The 20592-nt window shown below is 63.5% G+C and carries 24 protein-coding genes and 1 tRNA gene; 20 read left to right on the top strand and 5 right to left on the bottom strand.

Going from position 1 to position 20592, the window contains the following annotated elements:
* The first annotated feature begins 56 nt into the window (after positions 1-56).
* Positions 57-2681 carry a TRAP transporter permease gene (locus BHD06_RS08265; RefSeq protein ID WP_080456505.1) on the top strand — a complete coding sequence of 875 codons (2625 nt, stop codon included), beginning with the start codon at positions 57-59 and terminating at the stop codon, positions 2679-2681.
* A complete protein-coding gene (locus BHD06_RS08270; RefSeq protein WP_080456506.1) occupies positions 2678-3109 on the top strand; it encodes a universal stress protein in 432 nt (143 codons plus the stop codon). Before BHD06_RS08265 ends, BHD06_RS08270 begins: the two co-directional genes overlap by 4 nt.
* Positions 3110-3260: 151 nt before the next feature.
* On the opposite strand, the gene BHD06_RS08275 is transcribed toward BHD06_RS08270, so the two are convergent.
* Complete coding sequence (locus tag BHD06_RS08275; protein WP_080456507.1) at positions 3261-3914, bottom strand: peroxiredoxin; 654 nt, start codon at positions 3912-3914, stop codon at positions 3261-3263.
* Between the two features lie 135 nt (positions 3915-4049).
* Here BHD06_RS08275 and BHD06_RS08280 point away from each other — a divergent pair, with 135 nt between their 5' ends.
* The 10 genes from BHD06_RS08280 (at position 4050) to BHD06_RS08325 (ending at position 12437) form a co-directional block, all read left to right on the top strand.
* Entirely contained in the window at positions 4050-5492 is a 1443-nt protein-coding gene (locus BHD06_RS08280; RefSeq protein WP_080456508.1) for an aldehyde dehydrogenase family protein, read from the top strand.
* Between the two features lie 4 nt (positions 5493-5496).
* The gene (locus BHD06_RS08285; protein WP_080456509.1) at positions 5497-6252 is read left to right on the top strand and encodes a glycosyltransferase family 25 protein; all 756 of its coding nucleotides are present in this window, start codon (positions 5497-5499) and stop codon (positions 6250-6252) included.
* Complete coding sequence (locus tag BHD06_RS08290) at positions 6249-7091, top strand: alpha-1,2-fucosyltransferase (RefSeq protein ID WP_080456551.1); 843 nt, start codon at positions 6249-6251, stop codon at positions 7089-7091. Before BHD06_RS08285 ends, BHD06_RS08290 begins: the two co-directional genes overlap by 4 nt.
* A 44-nt stretch (positions 7092-7135) precedes the next feature.
* Positions 7136-7381: a hypothetical protein gene (locus BHD06_RS23690; RefSeq protein WP_080456510.1), complete on the top strand. Its 246-nt coding sequence runs from the start codon at positions 7136-7138 to the stop codon at positions 7379-7381.
* 280 nt (positions 7382-7661) lie between these two features.
* Entirely contained in the window at positions 7662-8396 is a 735-nt protein-coding gene (locus BHD06_RS08300) for a succinate dehydrogenase/fumarate reductase iron-sulfur subunit (RefSeq protein WP_139784667.1), read from the top strand.
* A complete protein-coding gene (locus BHD06_RS08305; RefSeq protein ID WP_080456511.1) occupies positions 8389-8721 on the top strand; it encodes a succinate dehydrogenase in 333 nt (110 codons plus the stop codon). Before BHD06_RS08300 ends, BHD06_RS08305 begins: the two co-directional genes overlap by 8 nt.
* Positions 8718-9059: a succinate dehydrogenase, cytochrome b556 subunit gene (gene sdhC / locus BHD06_RS08310; RefSeq protein ID WP_080456512.1), complete on the top strand. Its 342-nt coding sequence runs from the start codon at positions 8718-8720 to the stop codon at positions 9057-9059. Before BHD06_RS08305 ends, sdhC begins: the two co-directional genes overlap by 4 nt.
* Positions 9059-10813 (top strand): L-aspartate oxidase, encoded by a 1755-nt coding sequence (locus BHD06_RS08315; protein WP_080456513.1) that lies wholly within the window; start codon positions 9059-9061, stop codon positions 10811-10813. Before sdhC ends, BHD06_RS08315 begins: the two co-directional genes overlap by 1 nt.
* On the top strand, positions 10810-11769 hold the full coding sequence (locus tag BHD06_RS08320; protein WP_080456514.1) for a fumarate hydratase: 960 nt from the start codon (positions 10810-10812) through the stop codon (positions 11767-11769). The genes BHD06_RS08315 and BHD06_RS08320 overlap by 4 nt, the downstream gene beginning before the upstream one ends.
* Complete coding sequence (locus BHD06_RS08325; protein ID WP_080456515.1) at positions 11766-12437, top strand: fumarate hydratase C-terminal domain-containing protein; 672 nt, start codon at positions 11766-11768, stop codon at positions 12435-12437. The genes BHD06_RS08320 and BHD06_RS08325 overlap by 4 nt, the downstream gene beginning before the upstream one ends.
* A 74-nt stretch (positions 12438-12511) precedes the next feature.
* On the opposite strand, the gene BHD06_RS08330 is transcribed toward BHD06_RS08325, so the two are convergent.
* Positions 12512-13549, bottom strand: a complete 1038-nt coding sequence (locus BHD06_RS08330) for a hypothetical protein (RefSeq protein WP_080456516.1) — start codon at positions 13547-13549, stop codon at positions 12512-12514.
* 122 nt (positions 13550-13671) lie between these two features.
* Between BHD06_RS08330 and BHD06_RS08335 the strand changes: the two genes are divergently transcribed.
* The 6 genes from BHD06_RS08335 to BHD06_RS08365 all read left to right on the top strand — a co-directional run bounded on the left by BHD06_RS08335 (position 13672) and on the right by BHD06_RS08365 (position 16982).
* Positions 13672-14556 (top strand): carbon-nitrogen hydrolase family protein, encoded by an 885-nt coding sequence (locus BHD06_RS08335; RefSeq protein ID WP_080456517.1) that lies wholly within the window; start codon positions 13672-13674, stop codon positions 14554-14556.
* Between the two features lie 84 nt (positions 14557-14640).
* Entirely contained in the window at positions 14641-14859 is a 219-nt protein-coding gene (gene infA, locus BHD06_RS08340) for a translation initiation factor IF-1 (RefSeq protein ID WP_005978431.1), read from the top strand.
* Positions 14860-15049: 190 nt separating this feature from the next.
* Positions 15050-15628: a nucleoside triphosphate pyrophosphatase gene (locus BHD06_RS08350; RefSeq protein WP_080456519.1), complete on the top strand. Its 579-nt coding sequence runs from the start codon at positions 15050-15052 to the stop codon at positions 15626-15628.
* Positions 15625-16650, top strand: a complete 1026-nt coding sequence (locus BHD06_RS08355) for a ribonuclease E/G (RefSeq protein WP_080456520.1) — start codon at positions 15625-15627, stop codon at positions 16648-16650. Before BHD06_RS08350 ends, BHD06_RS08355 begins: the two co-directional genes overlap by 4 nt.
* Entirely contained in the window at positions 16647-16829 is a 183-nt protein-coding gene (locus BHD06_RS08360; RefSeq protein WP_080456521.1) for a DNA gyrase inhibitor YacG, read from the top strand. Before BHD06_RS08355 ends, BHD06_RS08360 begins: the two co-directional genes overlap by 4 nt.
* A 78-nt stretch (positions 16830-16907) precedes the next feature.
* Positions 16908-16982: transfer RNA gene (locus tag BHD06_RS08365), tRNA-Phe, on the top strand.
* 678 nt (positions 16983-17660) lie between these two features.
* Here BHD06_RS08365 and BHD06_RS08375 read toward each other — a convergent pair.
* Both BHD06_RS08375 and BHD06_RS08380 read right to left on the bottom strand, forming a co-directional pair.
* A complete protein-coding gene (locus tag BHD06_RS08375; protein WP_139784668.1) occupies positions 17661-18290 on the bottom strand; it encodes a hypothetical protein in 630 nt (209 codons plus the stop codon).
* A 53-nt stretch (positions 18291-18343) separates the two neighbouring features.
* Entirely contained in the window at positions 18344-18544 is a 201-nt protein-coding gene (locus BHD06_RS08380; RefSeq protein WP_080456524.1) for a hypothetical protein, read from the bottom strand.
* Between the two features lie 145 nt (positions 18545-18689).
* Here BHD06_RS08380 and BHD06_RS08385 point away from each other — a divergent pair, with 145 nt between their 5' ends.
* Positions 18690-18893, top strand: coding sequence for a hypothetical protein (locus tag BHD06_RS08385; RefSeq protein WP_139784669.1), 204 nt, complete (start codon positions 18690-18692; stop codon positions 18891-18893).
* Positions 18893-19627: a BglII/BstYI family type II restriction endonuclease gene (locus BHD06_RS08390; RefSeq protein ID WP_080456526.1), complete on the top strand. Its 735-nt coding sequence runs from the start codon at positions 18893-18895 to the stop codon at positions 19625-19627. Before BHD06_RS08385 ends, BHD06_RS08390 begins: the two co-directional genes overlap by 1 nt.
* Here the strand turns inward: BHD06_RS08390 and BHD06_RS08395 are convergent, their stop codons facing one another.
* Complete coding sequence (locus tag BHD06_RS08395) at positions 19628-20296, bottom strand: MT-A70 family methyltransferase (RefSeq protein WP_080456553.1); 669 nt, start codon at positions 20294-20296, stop codon at positions 19628-19630.
* Positions 20297-20592: the final 296 nt, after the last annotated feature.

The raw sequence follows: 20592 nt of genomic DNA on the forward strand, positions 1-20592 counted from the left end.
CAAAGTGATGATAACAGATCGCGGGTTGATCGCGGCGCTTCAGGGAGACGGGACATATGGCCGATGACGCGAAGGGCAAGGGCCCGCTCAGCGAGGACGAACTCCAGGACATGGTCGCCTCCAACGATGGCGGCGCGCGCAATCCGACAGGCGCCGTGGCGCTGTTGCTCGCGGTCGTGGCGGTGGTCTGGTCGCTCTACCAGGTTCTTCTGGCCTCGCCGCTCGCGAATTATGTGCTGCCCGGCGACCTGATCAACAATTCGCGCCAGTTCCACCTTGCCTTCGCGATCTTTCTGGCCTTCATGGCCTACCCGATGCTGAAATCCAGCCCGCGCACATATGTGCCGATCTATGACTGGGTGCTGGGCCTCGCGGGGACGTTTTTCGCGCTCTACGGCTATTTCTTCTACGAGAAGATCGTCAACAATGGCGGCCTCGCCGACCATACCGACAAATGGGCGGCACTCGCGGGTCTGCTGATCCTGTTCGAGGGCGCGCGCCGCGCGCTCGGACCGGCGATGGCAATCATCGCCACAATCTTCCTCGGCTACGTGTTCTTCGGGGCCTCCGAATGGGTGCCCGAGGTGATCCGCTGGAAGGGGGCCAGCCTGCAAAAGGCGATGAGCCACATGTGGATCACCTCCGAAGGCGTATTCGGCATTGCGCTCGGCGTCTCGACCAAGTTCGTGTTTCTCTTCGTCCTCTTCGGCGCATTGCTGGATAAGGCGGGCGCGGGCAATTACTTCATCAAGATGGCATTCGGTGCGCTTGGCCACCTGCGCGGCGGCCCGGCCAAGGCGGCCGTGGTCGGCTCTGCCGCGACCGGCCTCATCTCGGGCTCGTCCATCGCTAACGTGGTCACCACCGGCACCTTCACCATCCCGCTGATGCGGCGCGTAGGCTTTACCTCTGAAAAGGCCGGCGCGGTCGAGGTGGCATCGTCCGTCAACGGCCAGATCATGCCGCCGGTGATGGGTGCTGCGGCCTTCCTGATGGTCGAATATGTCGGCATCTCTTACGTCGAGGTGATTACCCACGCCTTTCTGCCCGCCACGATCAGCTATATCGCGCTGGTCTATATCGTGCATCTCGAGGCGGTGAAACAGAACATGCCCACATTGGGCGACCGCGTGGTCAGCCTCGGGCGGACCATCGGCGGCATGTTCGTCTTTTTCGCGGGCTTCGCGGGGCTGTGCTACGGGGTGCAATACCCGGTTGGCTGGATCGTTTCGGCGATGCCCGACAATTCCGGGCTGATCCTCTCGGGACTTCTGGTGCTGGCCTATGTCGCGCTCCTGCGGCTCGCCGCGGGGGTGCCGGACCTGGAGCCGGACGATCCCAATTCCGAGGACGTGCGCCTGCCGGTGGTGGGCGAAATCTACAAGGCAGGGCTCTACTTTCTGCTGCCCATCGTGGTGCTGGTCTACTTCCTGATGATCGAGCAGAAATCCCCCGGTCTCTCGGCGTTCTGGGCGACGTCGCTGCTCTTTGTGATCCTGATCACGCAGCGCCCGCTCAAGGCGATGTTCCGTGGCCAGAGCGACATGGCAAGCACCATGCGCGCAGGCCTGCGGGACCTGCTCGAAGGGTTGATCGCGGGCGCACGCAACATGATCGGCATCGGCCTTGCCACAGCCACGGCAGGCGTGATCGTCGGCACCGTGACGCTGACCGGCGTAGGGCAGGTGATGGCCGACCTCGTGGAGTTCGTCTCGGGCGGCAACCTTGTGCTGATGCTGGTCTTCGTCGGCATTCTCAGCCTGATCCTCGGGATGGGCCTGCCGACCACGGCCAACTATATCGTCGTGTCGTCGCTGATGGCGGGCGTCGTGGTGGAGCTTGGCGCGCAATCGGGGCTGATCGTACCACTGATCGCGGTGCATCTCTTCGTCTTCTACTTCGGCATCATGGCCGATGTGACCCCGCCGGTGGGGCTGGCCAGCTTTGCCGCCGCTGCCGTCTCGGGGGGCGATGCGATCCGCACCGGCTTTGCGGCGTTCTTCTACAGTCTGCGCACCGTGGCGCTGCCCTTCGTGTTCATCTTCAACACCAACCTGTTGCTTATCGACGTTACGGTGACGCAAGGGATAATCACCTTCATCGTGGCCACCATCGCCATTCTGGTGTTCACCGCTGGCACGATGGGCTGGTTCCTGACCAAGAACCGGATCTATGAAAGCATCGCCCTCATTCTGATCGCATTTGCGCTGTTCCGGCCCGACTATTTCATGAACCGCATCCAGCCGCCCTTCGAGATGGTGGAGCCGGCCAACCTCGAACAGGCGCTCGACAACGCAATGCCGGGGCAGGACTTGCGCATGGTGGTGGCTGGCCCCGATTTCATCAGCGGAGAGCCCAAGGACACCACGCTGGTGCTCACGGCGACCGAAGGCAAGGACGGTGCCGCGCTCCTACAGGAATACGGTCTCACCCTTATCCCCGAAGGCGATCAGGTGTTGCTGGAAGAACCAATGTTCGGCACGCCCTTCTCCGAGACAATGCAGAGCTATGACTTTTACGGCGACGAGCCGGTCACGATTACCTCGGTCAAGGCCCCGGTCGCGCAATGGCCGCAAGAGCTGATCTTCATCCCCGCGTTCATCCTGCTGGGCCTCGTCGCCCTTCTGCAGCGCGGGCGCATGTCCCGAGAGCCCCAGGCCAAGCAAGGAGTCACCGCATGACCGGTCCTGTTCTCTGCGCCGTCGATGTCAGCAACCCGCATCGCGACGATCATGTGCTGCGCGCCGCCGCCCGGCTCGCGGCGCTCGATAACGCGCAACTCGACGTAATCACCGTGGTCCCCGATTACGGGATGAGCGTGGTCGGCACGTATTTCGAGGAACACCACCACGACAAGGCGGTGGAAGAGGCACGCCGACGTCTGAACGAACTGGTGGCCGGGGTGGTCGGCGACGAGGCCAACGCGCAGGTCCGTCATCTCGTGGTGACCGGCAACGCCTATGACGAGATCCTGCACGTGGCCGAGGCCGATGGCGCAAGCCTGATCGTGATCGGCGCGCACAAACCCGATTTCCGTGACTACCTGCTCGGCCCCAACGCCGCCCGCGTGGTGCGACACTCCAAATGCTCGGTCTTCGTAGTCCGCTGAGCGCGCCGGTCAGATTTGGCGTGCAAGCCGTTTGAAACGGCTTGCCAATCGCTTTTCAAAGCGATTGGCCCCCATCCCTGACGCCGCGCGCCAAAGCCGTTTGGAAAACGGCTTCCCAAGCGCTTTTCAAATCGCTTGGGCGCCCCCCACCTTAGCCGGGCAGCTTGGTCTTGCGCAGGTAGGGCAGCACCGCGTCGAACGCGCCAAATTTCGCCGTCGCATCCGCGTCGCTGACGCTTGGCGGGATGATCACGTCCTGCCCCACAGCCCAGTCGGCCGGTGTCGCCACGCCATGCCCCGCCGTGGTCTGAAGCGCGTCGAGCGCGCGCAGCACCTCGCCGAAATTGCGCCCCACCGTCATCGGGTAGGTCATCATCAGCTTGACCTGCTTGTCCGGCCCGATGATGAAGACCGACCGCACGGTCGCACTGTCGGCAGGCGTGCGCCCGTCCGGCAGATAGGCCTCGGCAGGCAGCATGTCGAAGGCTTTGGACAGTTCCAGCCCCTCATCCGCGACGATCGGGAACCCGGGGGCGGCCCCGCCAACCTTTTCGATATCGGCCTTCCATTTGACGTGATCTTCGACCCCGTCGACCGACACGCCCAGCACCTTGGTGCCGCGTTTTTCCCATTCATCCGCGAGCCGCGCCACCGCGCCGAATTCGGTGGTGCAGACCGGGGTGAAATCCTTGGGATGGGAAAACAGGATGGCCCAGCCATCGCCCACCCAGTCATGCAGAGAAATCTCTCCCAGATCGGTGGTCACGGTCAGATCGGGGATCGTGTCATTGATACGCAGGCTCATGTCAGCCTCCTTCTTGATGTGGTGGTTCGGTGCGCATAGGTCATTTGATCAAATCACCTCAGGCAGTCGATTTCCCGCCTTGCGGGTCACTCGGCACGCTGACAGAGTATCGCCAGATTCACGGAGGTCAATCAGATGATCGAGAAACGACAGTTCTACATCAACGGCGCATGGGCCAATCCCATCGCGGGGCAGGACCATCACGTCATCGACCCCTCGACGGAAGAGCCCTGCGCGGTGATCTCGCTTGGCGGGCAGGCCGATACCGATGCCGCCGTCGCGAGCGCCCGCGCCGCCCTGCCGGGCTGGATGGCCACGCCCGTGGCCGAGCGTATCGCCCATGTCGAGAAGATCCTCGAAGTCTACAAGTCCCGGGGCGAGGACTTGGCGCAGGCGATCAGCGTCGAGATGGGCGCGCCCATCGACATGGCGCGTCAGCAGCAGGTGGGTGCCGGCGTCTGGCACATCACCAACTTCCTCAAGGCCGCGCGCGAGTTCGAGTTCGACGCGCCCCTTGGCGATCACACCCCCAATGACCGCATCCTCCACGAGGCCGTCGGCGTTGTCGGCATGATCACGCCGTGGAACTGGCCGATGAACCAGGTCACGCTCAAGGTCATCGCCGGGCTGGTGGCGGGCTGCACCATGGTGCTGAAACCCTCCGAGGAATCGCCGCTCAACGCCGTGGTCTTTGCCGAGATCATCCATGAGGCCGGTCTGCCCAAGGGCGTTTTCAACCTGGTCAACGGCGATGGTGCGGGCGTCGGTAGCCAGCTTTCGGCGCATGAAGATATCGACATGATAAGCTTCACCGGCTCCGCGCGGGCGGGCAAGCTCATCGCCAAATCCGCCGCCGACACGCTCAAGCGGGTCAGCCTTGAATTGGGCGGCAAGGGCGCAAACCTGATCTTTGCCGATGCCGACGACAAGGCCGTCAAGCGCGGCGTCATCCACTGCATGAACAATACCGGCCAGTCCTGCAACGCCCCCACCCGGATGCTGGTGCAGCGCGAGAAATACGACAGCGCCGTGGAAGAGGCCGCCGAGGTCGCAGCCTCGCTCGCCGTGGGCCCCGCCAGCGAGGAAGGCCGCCATATCGGCCCGGTGGTCAACGAGGTGCAGTTCAACAAGATCCAGGACCTGATCCAGAAAGGCATCGACGAGGGCGCGCGCCTTGTCGCCGGTGGCACCGGGCGGCCCGAGGGGTTCAACAAGGGCTTTTACGTGCGCCCCACGGTCTTTGCCGATGTCACCAACGACATGACCATCGCCCGCGAGGAAATCTTCGGCCCCGTGTTGTCGATCATTCCGTTCGACACCGAGGAAGACGGTCTGCGGATCGCCAATGACACGCCTTACGGGCTGACCAACTATGTCCAGACCGGTGACGCGGCGCGCGCCAATCGCCTTGCACGCGGCCTGCGTTCCGGCATGGTCGAGATGAACGGCCAGTCGCGCGGCGCGGGTTCGCCCTTTGGCGGCATGAAGCAGTCGGGCTATGGCCGCGAAGGCGGCGTCTGGGGCATCGAGGATTTCCTCGAGGTCAAGGCGGTCTCGGGCTGGACCCCGGACGCCTGAGCCGGTGGCGGGGCGCGCGTTTGTCTTGCATCTGACGCGCGCCACGGCGCGCCGTGACAATGCGCGCGCGGTGTTGGCGGGCTGCGGGATGGACGGCGAAATCTGGCCTGCTGTCGACGGGCGCGCGCTATCCTCGACCGATCTCGCCGCCTGCGTGGGCGCGCAGCTTTTCGCGCCCGCCTATCCGTTCGGCCTTGAGGCGGGCGAGATCGGCTGTTTCCTCAGTCACCGCCAGATCTGGGCCGAGATCGTCCGCCGCGACCTCGATGTCGGCCTGATCCTTGAAGATGACGTCGCCATCACGCCGGACCCTTACGAGCGCGCACTGCATCTTGCCCATTCCAGTATCGACACACTCGGGCTGATCCAGTTTCAGACCCGGCCCAACGCGGGGCCTGCCACACTGGTCGATACCGTAGGGCCGAGCATGCTCAGCGTACCGCAAAAGGCCGGGCTGCGCACCACCGCGCAGATGGTCAGCTGGGAGGCCGCCGATCACCTGCTGCGTCTGACCGAGAGCTTCGACCGTCCCGTGGATACCTTCGTGCAGAGCCATTGGCATACCGGGTTGCGTCCGGCGGCACTCCATCCCTCGGGGATCAACGATATCGCCGACACGCTCGACGGCTCGACCATTCACGGCGACACGTGCGGTGTGCTGGAGAAACTCCACCGCGAATGGGCGCGCTTTCGCTATCGCCGGGGCGTCTCACGCGCGTCGCGCACCAGCGCCGCGCCGGTGCAGGGCGGGCTCGCGTGATTTACGCACGGCTTTTCGGGGGCTTGGGCAACCAGCTCTTTCAATACGCCGCCGGGCGTGCGCTTGCCGATCATCTGAGTTGCGATCTGGCACTCGACCGGCGGTCTCTGGACGACGGGCAGAGCGACGCCTTGCGCCATTTCGCCGATGCGCGCTACGTCCTGCCCGATCGCCTGCCACCTGCCAAATCCGATAGTCTGCTGCGCTATGCGCTTTGGCGGGCCTTTGGACGCCATCCGCGTTTTCACCGCGAGAAAATCCTTGGTTTCGATCCGGATTCCTTCGAATTGCCCGGTGACACCTACCTGCACGGCTACTGGCAATCCGAGCGCTATTTCGCCGGTATCGCTGACCGGTTGCGCGCCGACCTGACCTTCACCAGCCCGCTTGACCCCGACAATGCGGCGATGGCCGCGCGCATCGACGCCGCGCCCTGCCCCGTCTCGCTGCATGTGCGGCGCGGCGATTACCTGGCCTCGAGCAGCTATGCCCCCTGCCCGCCCGAGTACTACCGTCAGGCCGTCGCCGAGCTCCGTGCGGCGCTGCACGCGCCGCTCACCTGTTTCATCTTCTCCGACGATCCCGGCTGGGCGCGCGACGCTCTCGATCTCGGGGTGGATCAGGTGGTGGTCGACCTTAATACCCCAGCGCGCGGGGCGTTCGACCTGCACCTGATGTCGCGCTGCACCCATCACGTGATCGCCAATTCGACCTTCTCCTGGTGGGGCGCATGGCTCAACCCCCATCCGGGCAAGCATGTCATCGCGCCGAGAAACTGGTTCGGTACGCCGAAGCTCTCGAATCCCGACCTTGTGCCCGAGGGCTGGCGTCGGCTCTGATGTCGCGACTTTTGCCTGTCTTGAAACCCCTCTAAACCTGAGCCGTGAGCGACCCTCGGCCCCTCAGCCGCGTGCGGTTCCTCCCCGAGACGGTCCACAAGCGCGATATCTTCTCCGAGACGCTCTTGGGGCATCTTGCCGGCCGTGCCGACCTGCCGGTGGTGCGGCGCAAACTCGATGGCATGCCGCGCTATGCCCGGCCCATTGCAGGATGGCTCGCCCGCCGCGAGGCGCGCGGTGCGGGGGATCGCGGGCCGCCCGGCGCTGATCCGCGCGGGTGTGCCCCATAACGACAGTGCCAAACCGCAAAACTGGCTGTGCACCCCTGATGGACGCGCGGCGATGATAGACTTTCAACTGACCTCGACGCATCGACGGCGGGGCGCACCCTTCCACCTGAAGGCGTGCGAGGACCTGCGCCATTTGCTGAAACAGAAACCGCCAGAACTAGCGACACTCAGGGTTTTTGAAAGTAAATCTATCCAAAACCATTAGAATTAATTCCTTTTGGTTAGCTGGGCTGATAATTATACTCAAGTCCATAGCCATCCAATCGCCCCGGGGGAACCTGTGACCACCACGCCCGACACCTTGCGCGTCACCGTGCAGCGCGGCACCGCTTCGGCGCTGCGCCGGGAAACCTTCGACGTGCCAGCCTATGAAAATCAGACCGTGCTTGATGTGGTCACCTGGATTCAGCAGATGGCCGACCCGACGCTCAGCTACCGCTTTGCCTGCCGTGTCGGCATGTGCGGCTCCTGCGCGATGATGGTCAATGGCGTGCCGCGCTGGACCTGCCGCACCCATGTAAAGAAGGTCGCCGCCGACGGTGAACTTGACATAGCACCGCTGCGCAACCTGCCGGTGATCAAGGATCTCGCCGCCGACATGGACCCGTTTTTCGACAAATGGGTCGCGGCTGAGGCGCGGCATCATCCCTCCGCCGGGCGCGCCGACGGGTTCGACCCTGTCACCCCACAGGAACCCGCCCGCGCCGAGGCCGATCTCGGCATCGAATGCATCAATTGCGGCATCTGCTATGCGGCCTGCGATACGGTGGCGGGCAATCCCGACTATCTCGGCCCCGCCGCGCTGCAACGGGCCTGGACCCTGCTCAATGACAGCCGCGACGCGGACCGCGACGGCATTTTGACGGCGGTTTCGGGTAAGGGCGGCTGCCACAACTGCCACTCGATGGGCAGTTGTGCGCAATATTGTCCCAATGAACTTAACCCGATGCGTGCGATTGCGGGGCTCAAGCGCGAGACGGTTCGCGCCGCGTGGGGGCGCAAGCGCGATGCTTGACCTAAAGCTCTACATGGCGCAACGGCTGAGCGCATTGGTCATGGTGCCCCTCGTTCTGGGCCATATCGCGGTGATGATTTACGCCATTCAGGGCGGGCTGAGCACGGTCGAAATCCTTGGCCGCACCCAAGGTAGCCTCTTGTGGTTCCTGTTCTACGGCAGCTTCGTGATCGCCGTCTCGGTTCATGCCGCCATCGGGTTGCGCGTCATCGCGCATGAGTGGGGCGGTCTTCGGGGGCGGGTTCTGGACTGGCTGATGTGGGGCATCGGCGCGTGTCTGTTTTACGTCGGTATTCAGGCGGTATTCGCGGTATCTCTGCCATGAAGACACCACCCCGCTCTCACCCCCTCTGGCTCGCCTTCCTGTTGCACCGTCTCTCGGGTCTGGCGCTGGCGCTGTTCCTGCCGGTGCATCTGTGGCTCTTGTCGCAGGCTGTCACGTCACCCGCCACGCTCGACGGCTTTCTCGCCTTCGCCGACCACCCGCTGGCGAAGCTGGCCGAATTCGGCCTCGTCTTTCTGCTCGCCGTTCACATGGCGGGCGGATTGCGCCTGCTGGCGTTAGAGTTCCTGCCGTGGTCCAACCGGCACAAGACCTATGCCGCCGCCGCCATCGGCGCGGCGTTGTTCCTGTCCGGCACATTCTTCCTGAGGGCGATCTGATGGTGCATATCGACCGGCATGATACCGATATCCTGATCATCGGCACCGGGGGCGCGGGCCTTTTCGCGGCCCTTCACGCGCAGCAATCGGCCCCCGAGGGCACGCGCATCACCATCGCCGTCAAGGGCCTCATTGGCAAAAGCGGCTGCACCCGGATGGTGCAGGGCGGCTATAACGTAGCACTCGGTGGTGGCGACACGGTCGAGCGGCATTTTATGGACACGATCCAGGGCGGCAAATGGCTGCCCAACCAGGACATGGCGTGGAAGCTGTGTGAACAGGCGGTGGTCCGCATCCACGAGCTGGAAAACGAGATCGGTTGCTATTTCGACCGCAACCCCGACGGCACCCTGCATCAAAAGGCATTCGCCGGGCAAACCGCCGACCGCACGGTGCACAAGGGCGACCTGACCGGCATCGAGATCATCAGCCGGTTGATGGAGCAGGTTCTCGCGCGGCCCGTGGACAAGCTACAGGAACACCGCGCGATTGGCCTGATCCCGACGCGGGACGGCCATGCGCTGGCTGGGGTTCTGTTCATCGACATGCGCACCGGAGGCTTTCGTCTTGTCCGGGCCAAGACGGTGCTGATGGCCACCGGCGGCGGCCCGACCATGTACAAATACAACACCCCCTCGGGCGACAAGACGATGGACGGACTGGCCATGGCGCTGCGCGCGGGGCTGGAACTCCGCGATATGGAAATGGTGCAGTTTCACCCTACCGGCCTCTTGGCGGGCGATCACACGCGGATGACCGGCACGGTCCTGGAGGAGGGCTTGCGCGGGGCGGGCGGGCAGCTCCTCAACGGGGCCGAAAACCGCTTCATGTTCGACTATGACCCCAAGGGCGAGCGCGCCACCCGTGACGTGGTCAGCCGCGCGATCTATGCCGAGATGCGCAAGAACAATACGTCTGCGAATGGTGGCGTATTCATCTCCATGTCGCATCTTGGCCCCGACCATGTGCGCGCCAAGTTCCCCGGCATGGTCAAGCGTTGCGCCGATAGCGGGTTCGATCTGGCGGGTGGTCTGGTCGAGGTGGTGCCGACCGCGCATTACTTCATGGGCGGCGTGGTCGTCGATGCCGACACCCGTACCGCGATGGAGGGGCTCTATGTCGCCGGCGAGGACGCAGGCGGCGCGCACGGCTCCAACCGCCTGGGCGGCAATGGCGTGGCCAATTCGACCGTCTATGGCGGCGTGGCGGGTGATGTGATGGGCGCGGATATCCGCCAAATGGGCGCGCTGCGCGATCCCTGCCCCGAGGCGTTGCAGGCCGAGGTCGACCGTGCCCTGCACCCCCTCAGCCGCAAGCCCGGCCTCGTGCAACCGATGCGCCACGCCCTGCAAGAGGCGATGTGGGAGGATGTGGGCGTTATGCGCAATGCCACGGGCATGGAACGCGGGCTGACCCGTGTTGGCGAGATTTCCAAGGAGTTGATGGAGGTCGGCGTTGCGGGCGATGATCTGGCCTTCAACCTCACCTGGCATGACTGGCTGAATCTGCGCTCGCTTTGTGATATATCTGAGGCGATCACGCTGGCGGCCCTTGCCCGCGAAAATTCGCGTGGGGCCCATTACCGCGAGGATTTCCCCGAAACGGGCGATCTCGATGCGTCCTATTTCACCGTGGTCACGCAGACGGGCGACGCGCCCGAGGTGCGCCGCCACCCGGTTCAATTCACCAAGGTGCGTCCGGGCGAGACGATCCTGCCCGAGGACGCACCCGAAACACTGGTGGCAGCACAATGATACCCATCGACCTGATCGAACGCACCGCCGGGACGCTGATGGACAAGGCGGCGATCGAGATCCCCGACGATTACCTCACAGGGCTGCAACACGCGGCCGAGACCGAGGACGGCGATCTATCGTCCTTCGTGCTTCAGGCGATGCTGGAGAATTACAAGGCCGCCAAGGAGGACCGCCGCGCGATGTGCGGCGATACGGGCTGTCCGCGCTGGTACGTCAAGATGGGCAACGAGACGCAGATCGAGGGTGGGCCGGTGGCGCTTGAGGCCGCCCTCCGCCGGGCCACGGCGCAGGCGACCGATGGCGTGCCGCTGCGACCCAACCGGGTGCACCCGCTCTGGCGCACCGATCACAATAACAATGTCGGCATCGGCGCGCCCGAGATCGAATACGGGTATGAGCCGGGGGGCGAGTGGATCGACCTCATCACCGTGCACAAGGGCGGGCTTTTCGGCACCGATTACCGGATGCTGTTCCCCTCCGACGGGATCGAGGGGATCAAGCGGTTCTATCTCGACAGCCTTGTTGCCTTCGGCAAGCGCGGGTTGGCCTGTCAGCCGGCGATCATCGGGATTGGCCTCGGCGGCTCCAAGGATACCTGCATGCTGCTGGGCAAGCGCGCCGCCTGCCTGCGCGTGGTGGGCAGCGAAAACCCCGACCCCAAGATCGCCGCACTGGAGCGCGAGTTCAAGGATCTGGGCAACTCCATCGGCATGGGCGCGATGGGGTTTGTCGGCAAGAATATGGTCATCGATTGCAATATCGAGGTCGGCTATTGCCACACCGGGGGCATGCAGATGTCGGTGCATGCCTTTTGCCTGTCGTCGCGCCGGGCCGTGGCGCGGGTCTATGCGGACGGCCGGGTGGAGTATCGCACCGATCCCGACTGGTTTACCCCGTATCAGCGGCGCGAGACGATTGAATGGCCGGGCACCGCACAGGAGGCCGCCGAATGACCAAACCTCGTGAAATCCGGCTGAGCACGACGCCCACGCCCGAGGCATTGGCCGAGTTGCGCCTCGGCGATATCGTCTATCTCGACGGTCTGCTCTACACCGCGCGCGAGGGGGTTTATAAACGCGCGCTGGAAGAGCAGGCGAATATCCCGATGGAACTGCCAAGCGAGAGTGCGGCGAATTTCCATTGCTCGCCTGCCGCGGCGATTCGTTCTGACGGAAGCTTTGACATGGGGGCGGTGACGGCGACGGCGTCGTTCCGTTTCGCCAAATGGCTGCCGGAATGGATGGAAAAGACCGGCGCACGGCTGATCATCGGCAAGGGGGGGATGTCCTCCAGGGACTACAAGGAATACTTCGTGCCCAACGGCGCGATTTACCTCTCGACCGTGGGCTACGGCACCGGTGCCTTGCTCGGGCGCGGGATCGAAAAGGTCGAGGCCGTGCATTGGCGCGACGAACTGGGCCTCGCGCAGGCAATGTGGGTTATCCGCTGCAACAAGATGGGGCCGTTCATCGCGGCCTCTGACCTTGACGGCAATTGCCTCTTCGAGCGCGAGAACGCCAAGATCGCGCAGAACCTCGAGCGCGTCTACCAAGGCACACGGCCCGCCACCCTCAAACGCTATGGCGAGACCGATGACCGCTCGGACGAGGTGATCGGCTAAAGCGATTTCAGAGAAATTTGATAGACTTTTTCGGTTCGAAATCGCGCAAGAATCTCTAGCGCCAGGCCAATCGCTCAGCCGCCGCAAATCCCCTGCAATCGCAGCCAGTCGCCATCGCTCAGCAGCGGGGGCGGCGGCTCTGCGCCGCGTGCGAAGGGATCGGCCTCGATCAGGCCCAGAACCGTCTCGCCGGTGATGTCGCGGGCATAGGCATAGGGTTTGGCGCGCACCTGCCAATGGGCGAAACCCTCGAGCATCGCCGCCTCCGGCGGGGCCTCGGGCGGGAATTTCAACAGCCGCTCGGCATGAGCGCGCAGGGTTTCCTCGGTCAATTGACCGGTCGCCAGCAGCCGCAGGCTCGCCATCGGCCCGGCATCGGCCAGAAGCCGGTCGAGCGGGTCGCGGGCCTCGGCACGCAGATAGGCGGCAATGATATGGCCCGCGACCACGTCGGGCTCGTCATGATCCTCGACCAGATCGGCATTGATCATCACCGTGCCGCCGGGCAGGCGCAGGGTCTCTGCCACCCCGTTCCGGACGACCATGAACCGCGTACCCCCTTGGCGCGGCGGCAGGCGACGCGCGAGGGCAGCAAGCGCGGCGTTGCTGCCGGGGGCACGGCAGGCGGGTCCGGTCGCGCGCTGCAAATGCGTGACGAGCGTCTGCCCGATCTCGGCCCGTTTGACCGCCGGCACCACCCGCAGCGCATGATCCCGCGCGGCACCCGGCAGCCAGAGAAGCGCCAGCAGGATCACCGCCGCCACGCTGGCCAGCACGCCATAGAGCCGTAGCCGTCCGGGGCGCGGTCGTTGCCGGGCAATCGCATTGCGCAGGGTTTCGATGGCGGCGATCATGTCGGTCTCGTCCTCGGGCAGTTCCAGCGTCTCGCCGGGGTCGCCGTCGGGGTGATAGATCGCCGGTCTCTGCCCCGGATTGGCCCGCGCAATGGCGGCGATCGACCAATGCGCCTGCACCCGCTCGCGCATATCCGTCATGGTCAGCGTCGCCTCGCCGACCGAAACGATCACATCGATGCGCTGCGCCTCCGCGTCGGCGCGCCACAGGCCCGCCGCTTCGAGCCGCTGGTATTTGCTGAGTGCCGTTTTCGCCATATGTGGGGCTGCCCTGCCTCGTTAAGTCAGGTGATAGCACGGTTGCGCACAGAGCGGCAATCGCTCGACGCGACCCGCCCGAGAGATTACAACGGCGTCAAATGCCGCACGTGAGGACCGACATGAAAATCGCCACCGCCGCCTATCCGCTGGATGCCCTGACACGCTGGGCCGATTATGCCGCCAAAATCACCGACTGGGTGGCCGACGCAGCCGATCAGGGGGCCGATCTTGCGGTCTTTCCCGAATACGGCGCGATGGAACTGGCGATGCTCGACGGGCCCGAGGCGGCGGGCGATCTGGAACGCTCGCTGCATGCGGTCTCGAACCGGATCGCGGATGTAGACGATCTGCACAGCACTCTGGCGGCCAGGCATGGGCTACACATCGTCGCGGCCTCGGCCCCGGTGTTCGACCCCGATCTCGGGCCGCGCCCGGTCAACCGCGCGCGGCTGTTCACCCCCTCAGGGAGTTGCGGCGTACAGGACAAGCAGATCATGACCCGGTTCGAGCGTGAAGAGTGGAACGTGGTGCCGGGCGGGCCGCTGCGCCTGTTTGACACGGGCCTCGGCAAGATCGGCATCCTGATCTGCTACGACAGCGAATTCCCCCTGCTGGGCCGCGCCCTGCAGGACGCGGATATGCTCGTCGTGCCCTCCTGCACCGAGGCGCTGACCGGCTATTGGCGGGTGCGCATCGGCGCGATGGCCCGCGCGCTTGAAATGCAATGCGTCACCGTCATGTCCTCGACCGTGGGCGATGCGGGATGGTCGCCGGCGGTGGATGAAAATACCGGCATGGGCGGCGTGTTCGGCCCGCCCGACAGGGGCTTTCCGCCGACCGGCGTGATCGCCGAGGGCAGGCTCAACCACCCTGGCTGGACGCTGGCCGAAGTGGACCTCGGCCGCGTCGCGCATGTCCGCGACGACGGCGTCGTGCTCAACCGCCGCCACTGGGCCGAACAGGCGGGCCGCGACATGCAGGTCACATCTGTGCCGCTCGGGTGAATATGCCCTTGAAAAAAACGTCAAACGGGCGCATTTACTAGCGCGTTCCGCGAAACCGGCGGGACGGAAAAGCAAGGAGAGACCATGGCCAAGGAAGACACGCTCGAATTCCCCGGTGTCGTCAAGGAACTCCTGCCGAATGCGACATTCAGGGTCGAGCTTGAGAACGGCCATGAGATCATCGCACATACGGCAGGCAAGATGCGCAAGAACCGCATCCGCGTTCTGGCAGGCGACAAAGTGCAGGTGGAAATGACCCCCTATGATCTGACCAAGGGTCGGATCAACTACCGCTTCAAGTAAGCTTGGCGCGCAGCCCGGAGTATGTTCACGCCTTTCGGGCAGCCTCCAAAGAGGCGGTCTCGTATGTGCATGAATTGGCTAATGAAATGAGCGATCCGCAGGCAAGGGCGGCACTCAACTCTGCTGCGTTTGGCTTGGGCGTTCACCTGCGCGGGCGCGCGAATGCGATAGAAGACAAGGCAACGCCGGAATGAAATTGATCCTCGGATCGGGCAGCCCGCGCCGCCGGGATCTGTTGGCGCAGATCGGCGTCGTGGCGGATGACATCCGCCCGCCCGAGATCGACGAAACCCCCGCCAAAGGCGAGCTGCCACGCCCCTACTGCACCCGCATGGCGCGGGAAAAGGCGGGGGCGGTCACGGCGAGTGACGACGATATCGTCTTGGCGGCCGATACCACCGTGGCCCTTGGCCGCCGGATTCTCGGCAAGCCCGAGTCGGCGGCGGAGGCCGCACAGTTCCTGCTCGCGCTCTCGGGGCGCCGTCACCGGGTGATCACTGCCGTCGCCGTGCGCCGTGGCGCGCAGATCTGGGAGCGCGACGTGGTGACCGCCGTGCGGATGAAGCGCCTGTCGGATGAGGACCTCAACGCCTATCTCGCCTCGGGTGACTGGCAGGGCAAGGCGGGGGGATATGGCATTCAGGGCCCCGCCGGGGCGCTGATCCCGTGGATCTCGGGCTCGTTCACCGCCGTCGTCGGCCTGCCCCTGGCCGAGACCGCCGGGCTTTTGCAGACGGCAGGCTATCCCCTCTGGAAGGACGCCCAATGACCGGCCGCACCATCGCCCTCGATCATATCAATGGGGCCGCAGCCGCCGCCCTCACGGTCGATGGCAGGCTTGACGATCTGCTGATCGATTCGGATCAGCCCCGCCCCGGTGCCATCTACCGCGCCATCGCCGACCGGCCCGTGAAGGGACAAGGCGGCATGTTCCTGCGCACCCCCGATGGCTCGGCGTTCTTGCGGCAGGTCAAGGGCCTCGCCCCCGGTCAGCCGCTGCTGGTGCAGGTCACCGGCTATGCGGAACCGGGCAAGGCGCTACCCGTGACGGTAAAACTGCTATTCAAGAGCCGCTATGCCATCGTCACGCCGGACGCCCCGGGGCTGAACGTGTCACGCGCGATCAAGGACGACGATCTGCGCGACATGCTGTTGCAGATCGCCCATGCGGAAATGGGCGAAGGCGACATGGGCCTGATCCTGCGCTCGGCCTGCGCCGAGGGGGATGCAGACGAGATTGCCGCGGACATTCGCACGATGCAGGATCTGGCCCGCGCGGTTCTGGACGATGCCGTCGGGCGCGAGCCTGAAAAGCTGACCGAGGGCGATGGCCCGCATGCCCTCGCCTGGCGGGACTGGGCAGAGCCCTCGCAGGTGATCACCGATCCGGGGTGCTTCGCCACACTCGGGGTGCTTGATCAGATCGACGGGCTCAGCAACGCGCAAGTGCCGCTGCCCGGTGGTGCCTCGTATTACGTGGAACCAACCCGTGCGCTTGTCGCGGTGGATGTGAATACCGGCGGCGATGCCAGCCCGGCTGCGGGGCTCAAGGCCAATCTCGCCATGGCCCGCGACCTGCCCCGGCAATTGCGCCTGCGGGGCTTGGGCGGGCAGATCACGCTCGACCTCGCACCGATGCCCAAGAAAGACCGCCGCACATTCGAGACCACCTTGCGCGCAGCTTTCCGCAAGGATGCGACCGAAACCGCCCTTGCGGGATGGACCCCGCTGGGCCATTTTGAACTGCAACGCAAACGCGACCGGCTGCCGCTGACTGACATGCTGAAATGACCTGCCCGATCTGCAAGAAACCCACCGACACAAGCTATCGCCCGTTCTGCTCCAAGCGCTGCGCCGATGTCGATCTCGGGAGGTGGTTCAGCGGCGATTACGCGGTGCCCTCCACCGATCCCGAGGATGTCGAGACGGCCCTGGACGCCGCAGACCAAGAGCCGCAGAAACCCCATTGATTTTTTGCGCATACCCTCTGGACACCCCGCCCCGCCTCGCCTAAGACACGCTCACCCGAAGGCCCCGCCTTCTCCCGTGCCCGGGTAGCTCAGGGGTAGAGCAGTGGATTGAAAATCCTCGTGTCGGTGGTTCGATTCCGCCCCCGGGCACCATTATCTTTTCTCGAAAAACAGACAGAGCCTTAAAAATAAGGGGTTTGGTGAAAGTTGTGGGTCAAGAGGGCGGGTTTTGCTACACATTTTGCCCCACAGATTGCTCCACATCAGTATCGCACTGCAGGCTGCAGTCCTCCAATACGCCGACGGGTCATTCAGGAGCGCGCGGGCCGCATGACGGCCCAGCAGGTCGAGAGGGTGTATATCGCGATCGTCTTCCGCGGCCTCATCTGATGCCGCAATAGCGGCGAAATCCATAACCATGGGTCCCATTTTGCTGATCTCCTCTTCTCAACTGAATTGGAGATACGCCCCGGAAATGACCCAACCAAACGCCCGCCAAATTTTCTTCAATGAGTTTCGAGAGCTGCGCGGGGACCTATATTCTTTCCAGGCAGGGCTCTTTGGAGCGCCGAGTTGATGCTGCGGGATATTAGGCTGGTCAGAAGGATAGCCGCCACGACCTCCTGCCAAAACACCACCTCAAGCGTTGGGGTCGTTCGCCGTCCGGGCGTTCATTTGACTGCGAAGAGGGGCTGGAAACGGTCGGCCGGGTTCGCTCCGGTCCGTATCGAACCCGAAGATGCCCCAGGGTCGCTAAACATAGAGCCGGGAATTGACCCGGTGGGTCTGCGACGCGCATTGGGATGGGGCCGCCGGGAAACCATTGCCGCCCTACAACACCGGCCCGCCCCTTGACTTCACACGCACCGGCTTCCGGCGGCGGTCCTCGCGGTCGCGCTCACCGGTCGAGAGATGCTCGCCAATCCGAATAGCGCTCTCTGTGTATTCACTCACGCCCGTGTCATGCAGCTCCTTTGCTTGTTCGCGAAGCACCGACGGCACCGCGTGAGCGCGGGCGAGACGCTCATGCGCAGAGAGCTTGGGGCTACCGAAATTCTGCCGGATCTCTTCCTGGGCGCGGTCGCTCATCCCGCCGATGTTCCGCGCCGGATGATCGAGCGAAACCCCGCTCACCGCTTCATATGCTTGCCGGAATTGTGCGGCTTTCTGAGTCTCTTTTTCAACTCGCTCAGGATCCGGCGCACCCTCGAGGCCCATCTCCCGGGCTTGAGCTGCGCGCGATCCGATCTGCCCGATCAGGACGCCCGGCCAGACGGCCTCTTTCTCCCGGCTATTCAGCCCACGCTCCCGTGCGAGGTCGCTCAGCACGTTTCGCGCATTGTTGTAGATCGCGCCGCCGAACACGCTACGGAAGGTAGCTCCGGGCCTGCGTGCCAGTTCAGCAATTTCGCGATCTTCGCGGTCTTCCGCAAACTCTGCATCGAGATATTCTTCTGTCATGATCTTCTCTCCGAAGTTGTCCGCCGGGGTCGGGCGGCGGAGAGGGTGTGTGTTCATGCGGCGACTTCTGCACAACGGCGCGCGAAGGCAGCCTTGCCGAGCGGGGCGAGCCGATCAGCTTCACGCTCCCAGTCTGTGCGGGACTTGTCGCTGCGCGCGGAAAGTGCCTTGCGCGACGCAAAATTGGCCGCCGCAATCATGGCGCGGTCGGGCGAGTTGCCGTCTATTTTGCGGATTTGTGCGAGTGTCTTCATGATATTTCTCCAGTGCGTGGGCATCGGTAGCCCTGGTGTGTGTGTTCCGATACCCAGCAAATAGAGACATGGCGGGCGATCCAAAACGCGCGGGGCACATTTTTCGAGAATTGTCATTCGCCGCGGCCAGAGGTAAAAATCCGGTATGAAAAATGCGGACATGCCGGACACGATCACGACGCCGGCAGGAGAGACTTATTGGAAGATGGGATGGACCGGTCGCGCCCTGGGCCCGGCAGCGGTGCACGGCATCGTGCCCGGCGAGATGACGCACGAATACTGGATCCAGCCCTGGGACGACAGCAAGCGCCTTCATGCCGCCGATCCGAACCGATGGTTTCTCGACTGATGTTTCAGAACCTCACGAATAAAGGCTTCGATGTGGTTATCCGCAACCATGCGGGCGCAATCTTTTCTGTGGATTTTCCCGCCCAGGCTCAAGAACTCGAAGACGTTCTACTCCAGATGACGATCCCGGCGGCGGATCTGGTAGGCTCTGGTGGAGGCGAGGCGAAGTCGACGCAGTGGCTGCGAAATGAGCTCTATAAGAAAGGCTGGCCCAAGCACAATTTCGAGTTCAAATCGTTCCTGGATGGGAATGAACAGCTCTCAATGAGCCACGAGATCGACCATGTGCGACGGGCAGACGCCGGAACGATCGCGTGCGAAATCGAATGGAACAACAAAGACCCATTCTTCGATCGTGACCTGGAGAATTTCCAGCGCCTGCACGCCCAGACCGCGATCTCGATGGGTGTCATAATCACACGCGGGAAGTCTCTCCAAGACAACATGCGGACAATCATTCAGGACTGTCTGACCAAACACAATGTAGTCGATGAGGGAGACCTTATGCATCACTTTGATATGAAGGACCGAACGGCTCGCCAGCGAGATGCGGTCAAGAGAATGACAGACAGGCAGATCCCGTTCGCGGATGCGTTCGCAAAGCAGTTCACGAGCGACAAGTTTGGCACCGCGACAACGCACTGGTCGAAGCTGAAAGAGCGCATCGATCGAGGCGTTGGAAACCCGTGCCCTATGCTCTTGATCGGGATGCCGGCTTCGATTGTGATACCGTGATTATTCCGCGGCCGTGACCGAGCTGTTGTATGGGTATGTTTTCCAGGTCGGCTTGTAATCGTCCTGAGCCTGGTTGCCCCACACAGTCCAGCCGTCGCGCACGCCTCGCCCGAACAGTTCCAGGAACGGCCCCCATGAGCAGGACTCGATGATCTCGTATTGCTCATCGGGCTTCCGGCTGTGTTCACGCTTGCGAGTCTTTAGGAGATCGCCATCCGGCTCCGGCGCCTGGATTACATTGACTTGGCGCCTGCCTGGCTGGAGCGTCCGGGCGCTCTTGCCGCGGGTCCCGAACAAGAGCATCTCGGTTACGTTCCGAAAATAGAAGCCGACCCCGCGCCCATCCGGACCGCCGTCTTTTCGGACCTTCTCCCAGATGATGTGCGATTTGTAGTTGAAGCCCCATGCCTGGAGAACTCGAAGGCCATCAGGCAAAAGAGCATTCGGCACCCAGAGATAGCAGTGAGCCGTGTCTGCCAAGTGGTCAGCCACGGGCAGATCACAGATCTCGTCAAGCGTCATCGTGGGATATCGGGCGAGTCGCTTGTGTTCCGGTGCGATTTTTCCGGTGCGGTTCGTGAAACGCCACGGCGGGTCCGCCATGACGCAGCCGAATTTCTCCCCGTTCAGGAAGTTACGCAGATCCTGATTGGCCTCTGGCAGTGTCATGGAGTCGCCCTCTCTGGTGTTTTCCATCATCAGTAGCGCAATATATTGAGCCGAGCAACGTTGATATAACGTAAAAGCCCCGGCATTTCTGCCGGAGCCATTCCGCACCGCAGGACACGCACCTACCTGCCTGCCGACTGAAAGGTCGGCAGGCTTTTGTTATTTATATACAATCTCGTCTGATTATTCTGCCAAGACGGACGCTGTAGCAGGAAGTTCGAACTTCCCGCTTGAACGCTCAGGCGACGAGCCTCACTTGGGGGTTTCGTGTCTTTCTGGATTGGCCAATGTTCACA

The organism is Roseovarius sp. A-2 (assembly GCF_002072155.1).
Lineage (GTDB): Bacteria > Pseudomonadota > Alphaproteobacteria > Rhodobacterales > Rhodobacteraceae > Roseovarius.

Coding starts and splice junctions, on each gene's coding strand:
- BHD06_RS08330 (WP_080456516.1), bottom strand. CDS start 13,549: ATGGCGAAAACGGCACTCAGCAAATACCAGCGGCTCGAAGCGGCGGGC.
- BHD06_RS08305 (WP_080456511.1), top strand. CDS start 8,389: ATGCTTGACCTAAAGCTCTACATGGCGCAACGGCTGAGCGCATTGGTC.
- BHD06_RS08320 (WP_080456514.1), top strand. CDS start 10,810: ATGATACCCATCGACCTGATCGAACGCACCGCCGGGACGCTGATGGAC.
- BHD06_RS08270 (WP_080456506.1), top strand. CDS start 2,678: ATGACCGGTCCTGTTCTCTGCGCCGTCGATGTCAGCAACCCGCATCGC.
- BHD06_RS08390 (WP_080456526.1), top strand. CDS start 18,893: ATGTTTCAGAACCTCACGAATAAAGGCTTCGATGTGGTTATCCGCAAC.
- BHD06_RS08360 (WP_080456521.1), top strand. CDS start 16,647: ATGACCTGCCCGATCTGCAAGAAACCCACCGACACAAGCTATCGCCCG.
- sdhC (WP_080456512.1), top strand. CDS start 8,718: ATGAAGACACCACCCCGCTCTCACCCCCTCTGGCTCGCCTTCCTGTTG.
- BHD06_RS08275 (WP_080456507.1), bottom strand. CDS start 3,914: ATGAGCCTGCGTATCAATGACACGATCCCCGATCTGACCGTGACCACC.
- BHD06_RS08395 (WP_080456553.1), bottom strand. CDS start 20,296: ATGACACTGCCAGAGGCCAATCAGGATCTGCGTAACTTCCTGAACGGG.
- BHD06_RS08380 (WP_080456524.1), bottom strand. CDS start 18,544: ATGAAGACACTCGCACAAATCCGCAAAATAGACGGCAACTCGCCCGAC.
- BHD06_RS08355 (WP_080456520.1), top strand. CDS start 15,625: ATGACCGGCCGCACCATCGCCCTCGATCATATCAATGGGGCCGCAGCC.
- BHD06_RS08350 (WP_080456519.1), top strand. CDS start 15,050: ATGAAATTGATCCTCGGATCGGGCAGCCCGCGCCGCCGGGATCTGTTG.
- BHD06_RS08325 (WP_080456515.1), top strand. CDS start 11,766: ATGACCAAACCTCGTGAAATCCGGCTGAGCACGACGCCCACGCCCGAG.
- infA (WP_005978431.1), top strand. CDS start 14,641: ATGGCCAAGGAAGACACGCTCGAATTCCCCGGTGTCGTCAAGGAACTC.
- BHD06_RS08335 (WP_080456517.1), top strand. CDS start 13,672: ATGAAAATCGCCACCGCCGCCTATCCGCTGGATGCCCTGACACGCTGG.
- BHD06_RS08315 (WP_080456513.1), top strand. CDS start 9,059: ATGGTGCATATCGACCGGCATGATACCGATATCCTGATCATCGGCACC.
- BHD06_RS08385 (WP_139784669.1), top strand. CDS start 18,690: ATGAAAAATGCGGACATGCCGGACACGATCACGACGCCGGCAGGAGAG.
- BHD06_RS08280 (WP_080456508.1), top strand. CDS start 4,050: ATGATCGAGAAACGACAGTTCTACATCAACGGCGCATGGGCCAATCCC.
- BHD06_RS08265 (WP_080456505.1), top strand. CDS start 57: ATGGCCGATGACGCGAAGGGCAAGGGCCCGCTCAGCGAGGACGAACTC.
- BHD06_RS08375 (WP_139784668.1), bottom strand. CDS start 18,290: ATGACAGAAGAATATCTCGATGCAGAGTTTGCGGAAGACCGCGAAGAT.